Source organism: Dietzia sp. DQ11-38-2 (genome assembly GCF_014145055.1).
GTDB lineage: Bacteria > Actinomycetota > Actinomycetes > Mycobacteriales > Mycobacteriaceae > Dietzia.
In genome coordinates this window covers 12,467-17,406 of sequence record NZ_JAALDW010000220.1, presented here as the reverse complement: position 1 = coordinate 17,406, position 4,940 = coordinate 12,467, and the positions used below count along the sequence as shown (strand labels likewise).

Genomic DNA, 4,940 nt, shown 5'->3' with positions numbered 1-4,940 from the left:
TCCTGCCACTGAGCGGCGGTCGGCGGGGAGGCCAACGGGACCGGTCACGGTACCCCCGGTCTCCCCATGTCGGGTAGACAGTAGGCCGTGACCAGCATTTCGCCCGATCAGGTCCCCGCCGCCGTGTGTCTCGACATGGACGGCACTCTCGTCGACACCGAGCGACTGTGGGACATCGCCGTCTACGAGCTCGCGGAGTACCTGGGACGACCGCTCGACGAGGCGACCCGCGAACGGACGCTGGGGAACTCGCTCCCGGGATTCTTCGCGATCCTCGGCGAGTACACGGGGCGGACCATCGAGGGGGCCGAGTTCGATCGACTGGCCCGCAGGCTGAACTCGCGGGTCACCGAGCTCATGCGGTCCGATATGCGGTGGCGGCCGGGCGCCGAGGAACTGCTGGATGACCTCGCGTCGACGAACGCCCCGGTGGCCCTGGTGACCAACACAACCGCGGATGTCGCCACGGTTCCGCTGGAGTTCATCGACCGTTCGCGATTCGATGTGGTGGTGACGGGGTGCATGGTGGTCGACCCCAAGCCGGCTCCCGACCCCTATCTGCTGGCCTGCTCGCGGCTCGGGGTCCAGGCGACGGCCGCCGTGGCGGTCGAGGACTCGGTCACCGGGGCCACCGCCGCGGTCACCGCGGGGTGCCGGGTCCTCTATGTTCCGTCCACCGACGGACAGCCGGACGTGGCCGGGGCACACACCCACCCGAGCCTGGCCGGCGTGACCGCGTCCGGTCTCGCCGCCCTCACCTCGGGAACGCCACTGGGCGTGGCTGTGGGAGAATCGGGCGCGTGAAGACCTTCGACTCCCTGTTCGCCGAGCTGTCCGAGCGCATCGCCGCGCGTCCCGAGGACTCCGGCACCGTCGCAGCCTTCGACAAGGGCGTGCACCATCTGGGCAAGAAGGTCAACGAAGAGGCGGGCGAGGTGTGGATCGCGGCCGAGTACCAGTCGGACGAGGAACTGGCCGAGGAGATCTCGCAGCTCCTCTACTGGACCCAGGTCATGATGCTCAAGCGCGGACTCGGTCTCGAGGACGTCTACCGGCATCTCTAGCCGCCACCGCAGTCACCCCGCCCGCACCGAGTCCTGGAGCCACCACCATGCTGCGTGTCGCAGTGCCCAACAAGGGCGCCCTGTCCGAGTCCGCCTCCGAGATGCTGTCCGAGGCGGGGTACCGCCGACGTACTGAGGGCAGCAAGGATCTCACGCTGATCGACCGTGAGAACGATGTCGAGTTCTTCTTCCTGCGGCCCAAGGACATCGCCGTCTACGTGGGTTCCGGCCGCCTCGAGCTGGGGATCACCGGCAGGGACCTGAGTATGGACTCGATGGCGGCGGTGGACGAGCTCCTCGATCTGGGATTCGGACACTCCACCTTCCGGTACGCCGGCCCGGCGGGCAGCGGGTGGACCTCGGACCGCCTGGCGGGGGCCCGCATCGCGACGTCGTACCCCAACATCGTCCGGCAGGACCTCGAGAGGCGGGGGATCGATGCCGAGGTCATCCGACTCGACGGCGCGGTGGAGATCTCCATCCAGCTCGGGGTGGCCGACTGCATCGCCGACGTGGTGGGTTCCGGTCGCACTCTCAAGGTGCACGGTCTGGAGGCGTTCGGGGAGGTCCTGTGCGACTCGATGGGGGTGCTGATCTCGCGTACGGGCGAGGCGATCACTCCCGCGATGGCCCAGCTGAGGGCGCGTCTCCAGGGCGTCGTCTTCGCCCAGCAGTACATGATGCTGGACTACGACTGCCCCAGGGAGATCCTCGACTCGGTCTCGGCGATCACCCCGGGGATCGAGTCCCCCACGGTCTCCCCGATGGCCGATCCGGCATGGGTGGCGGTCCGGTCGATGGTCCCGCGCAAGAAGGTCAACTCGATCATGGACGAGCTCGTCGCCGCCGGCGCCAAAGCCGTCATCGCCACGGACATCCGGTCCTGCCGCATGGGGTGAGCCCGCCAGTCCTACCCGCCCGTGCGGCTCGCTCGGTTCCGATCAGTCCCGCTCAGACCCGTTCCACCAGGAGAGCCTGAAGCGTGTGCCCGATCGCGCCCACCTCGTCGTAGAGGGTGCCGGAGGTGGCCCCGACGCCGTCGGGGCCGATCGAGGCGTCCGCGGTGACCCCGATCCACTCGCCGACGGGACGCCGGTGCAGATGGGTGACCAGGTCCGTGTTGAGGAACCGCCATTCGTCGGGTTCGAGAACGGCCCCGACACCGTTCGCGATGTCGGCCACCGCCATGACCCGCTCCACGGGCGTCATCTCCTCACCGGAGACCAGAGGGAGAGTGGGACGGGCCCAGACGACCCCGTCCTTCGCACCGCGGATCTCCAGCGAGTCGATGTAGCCACTGGTCCACCGGTCGAAGAATTCACTGTCGTGATCCACCTCCGGGAGCTCGCGCGGGCGGTCTGCCGTCTGCTCGACCACGGCGGTGTCGCCGACGGACATCCGCCAGGCGCTCGCTCTGGCGACGATCCGTCCCCCCGCCTCGAGTTCCGCCTCGAGCAGTTGGATCCGGCGACCGGGACGGACGATGCGGGCCCGGGTGCGGACCTCGCCCAGCGGCACGGGCCCGAGCAGGTCCACGGTGACGCGAGCGATCCTGGTCGACTCCGCCCGTTCGAGACGATCCATCGCGCGGGTGAGCACGGCCGAGGGCGGGGATCCGTGCTGCAGGTCCGGACCCCAGGCGCTCACCGTGTGCGGGGTCGCCCGGAAGACCTCCCAGCCGTCATCAGTGCCCAACGGCTCGAAGTAGGCCTCCGTCATGATGTGCTCCTCGGTCCGGCGTGCCCCGCTGCGGGGTTCGTGACCTCGAGAGGTATCACGCGACGCCCCGGCCAGCCCGGGTACTCGGGCGGGGTCCCCCCGTACGCCGGGCACAACGCCTGATGATTGCACCAGTCGCACAGCCGGGAGGTACGTGGGGGGAAGATCCCGGTCTCACCCGCCCGCTCGATCTCCGCCCACAGCGAGTCGAGCTGGGACTCCGTCTCGGTGAGCGCCGCGAGATCGGGGGTCAGGGTGAGCCAGCTGCCGTTCCTGAGGTAGATCAACTTGAGCTGCGCGGGCACCACACCGTGGGTGCGCTGGTACATCAGGGCGTAGAACCGCATCTGGAACATCGCCTGGTCCTGATAGCGCGGACGGGGCGGTTTGCCTGTCTTGTAGTCGACCACCCTGACCTCGCCGGTCGGCGCCACGTCCACCCTGTCCAGGTAGCCGTGGAGCGGGGTACCGGACGCGGTCGAGGTGACGAGATACTGCTCACACGCCGCGGGGGAGAAGCGCCGGGGATCCTCGATCCCGTAGAGCGCGGATACCAGGGCGGCGACCTCCGTCTGGAACTCCGCCCTCCCGCTGAGCGGCACCACCTCGGCGCCCCCGCCCTCGTAGAAGAGTTCCACCGCGGTGGGCACGAGTTCCGCAGCGCGTTCCGGGGCGCGCTCGGACTGCTCCAGTGCGTACAGGTCCTCGAGCACCGAGTGCACGACGGTGCCCAGGACCTGGGCGCGGGTCTTCGGTTCCGGGATCCTGTCGATCGCCTTGAGCCGGTAGAGCAGGGGGCACTGCCTGAAGTCGGCGGCACGCGACGCCGACAACGCCAGGGGCCTGCGCTCCGGCGGGGGCACGCCATCCGGAGCACCGCCGCGTCCGATTTCCAGGGGATCCGTCACACCTGGCAGGGTAGACAACCGGTCGGACAACCGGCCGCCGTCCCCTGGAGGTCCACCGTGCAGCGATCCGGCCCGTTCGTCGTCGGCGACCGCGTCCAGCTCACCGATACCAAGGGACGCAAGTACACCGTCGTCCTGGCCGCGGGAGCGGAGTTCTTCACCCACCACGGCGCGGTCCGGCACGACGATCTGATCGGAGCAGCCGAGGGGTCGATCGTCAGGTCCTCCGGGGACGCCGACTACCTCGCGCTGCGCCCGCTTCTCACCGACTACGTCCTGTCGATGCCGCGCGGGGCCCAGGTGATCTACCCCAAGGACGCCGCACAGATCGTCCACGAGGGCGATGTGTTCCCCGGCGCACGTGTGCTCGAGGCCGGGGCGGGTTCCGGTGCCCTGACCTGTTCACTGCTGCGCGCGGTGGGCCCCGGGGGCCGGGTCCTGTCGTACGAGATCCGCGAGGACCACGCCGAGCACGCCGAACGCAACGTCCGGACCTTCTACGGCGAGCACCCCGAGAACTGGGACCTGCGTGTCGCCGATCTCGCGGAGGCCTCCGTGGAGGCACTCGGTGGACAGGTCGACCGCGTGGTGTTGGACATGCTCGCCCCCTGGGACTGCCTGCCCACGGTGCGCGACGTCCTGGTCCCCGGGGGTGTCCTCGTGGTCTACGTGGCCACCACCACCCAGATGTCCGACGTCGTGGAGGCCCTGCGTCGCCAGGAGTGCTGGACGGAGCCGCGGGCGTGGGAGTCGATCAACCGGGGCTGGCACGTCGTGGGCCTGGCGGTCCGACCCGAGCACCGCATCCAGGGCCACACCGCGTTCCTGGTCACCGCCCGTCGCCTCGCCGAGGGCGTGACCACCCTCAAGCCCAGGCGCCGGGCCGGCAAGCACTGACCCCCGGACCCGCGGCGCGAACCGACCCGCCCCACACCCGCCCCGCACCCGGCCACTCACCCCGGCGCGCACCCGGCCGCTCACCCCGGCGATAGGGTGGGGGCGACGACGACGAGGATGTCGTCCGCGAGTCGGAGGGCGGGTGATCGAGGTGACCGAGGGACGTTCCCCGGGCGAGCGGGGCGGCGACAGCGTGACGCTGGACCGGGCCGAGCTCGCGCGACTGCGCAACGCCGTCGACGAGGGTGCGCGCACGGACCGGGAGAAGTCGGTCAAGATCGACGCCCTCGGCGCCCGCAACGTCCGACTCGCCGAACTGCTCAAGGAATCCCGCGACGAGCTACAGGTCCTC

At 70.0% G+C, this 4,940-nt stretch carries 6 protein-coding genes and 1 pseudogene; 5 read left to right on the top strand and 2 right to left on the bottom strand.

Going from position 1 to position 4,940, the window contains the following annotated elements:
• The first annotated feature begins 87 nt into the window (after nucleotides 1-87).
• Genes G6026_RS08135 through hisG form a run of 3 tightly spaced genes read left to right on the top strand, consistent with a single transcriptional unit; the run spans nucleotide 88 to nucleotide 1,963 of the window.
• Complete coding sequence (locus tag G6026_RS08135; protein WP_107756453.1) at nucleotides 88-804, top strand: HAD family hydrolase; 717 nt, start codon at nucleotides 88-90, stop codon at nucleotides 802-804.
• Nucleotides 801-1,064 (top strand): phosphoribosyl-ATP diphosphatase, encoded by a 264-nt coding sequence (locus G6026_RS08130; protein ID WP_017836748.1) that lies wholly within the window; start codon nucleotides 801-803, stop codon nucleotides 1,062-1,064. The genes G6026_RS08135 and G6026_RS08130 overlap by 4 nt, the downstream gene beginning before the upstream one ends.
• A gap of 47 nt (nucleotides 1,065-1,111) precedes the next feature.
• Nucleotides 1,112-1,963, top strand: coding sequence for an ATP phosphoribosyltransferase (gene hisG / locus G6026_RS08125; RefSeq protein ID WP_182612874.1), 852 nt, complete (start codon nucleotides 1,112-1,114; stop codon nucleotides 1,961-1,963).
• Nucleotides 1,964-2,015: 52 nt separating this feature from the next.
• On the opposite strand, the gene G6026_RS08120 is transcribed toward hisG, so the two are convergent.
• Together G6026_RS08120 and G6026_RS08115 are read right to left on the bottom strand one after the other, a co-directional pair.
• On the bottom strand, nucleotides 2,016-2,783 hold the full coding sequence (locus G6026_RS08120; protein ID WP_182612873.1) for a thioesterase family protein: 768 nt from the start codon (nucleotides 2,781-2,783) through the stop codon (nucleotides 2,016-2,018).
• Entirely contained in the window at nucleotides 2,780-3,691 is a 912-nt protein-coding gene (locus tag G6026_RS08115; protein ID WP_231750555.1) for a RecB family exonuclease, read from the bottom strand. Before G6026_RS08115 ends, G6026_RS08120 begins: the two co-directional genes overlap by 4 nt.
• A gap of 57 nt (nucleotides 3,692-3,748) precedes the next feature.
• Between G6026_RS08115 and G6026_RS08110 the strand changes: the two genes are divergently transcribed.
• Both G6026_RS08110 and G6026_RS17210 read left to right on the top strand, forming a co-directional pair.
• Nucleotides 3,749-4,588, top strand: a complete 840-nt coding sequence (locus G6026_RS08110; RefSeq protein ID WP_107756450.1) for a tRNA (adenine-N1)-methyltransferase — start codon at nucleotides 3,749-3,751, stop codon at nucleotides 4,586-4,588.
• 151 nt (nucleotides 4,589-4,739) lie between these two features.
• Nucleotides 4,740-4,940 (top strand): annotated as a pseudogene (locus tag G6026_RS17210) (proteasome ATPase); the annotation flags it as partial.

Coding starts and splice junctions, on each gene's coding strand:
- hisG (WP_182612874.1), top strand. CDS start 1,112: ATGCTGCGTGTCGCAGTGCCCAACAAGGGCGCCCTGTCCGAGTCCGCC.
- G6026_RS08120 (WP_182612873.1), bottom strand. CDS start 2,783: ATGACGGAGGCCTACTTCGAGCCGTTGGGCACTGATGACGGCTGGGAG.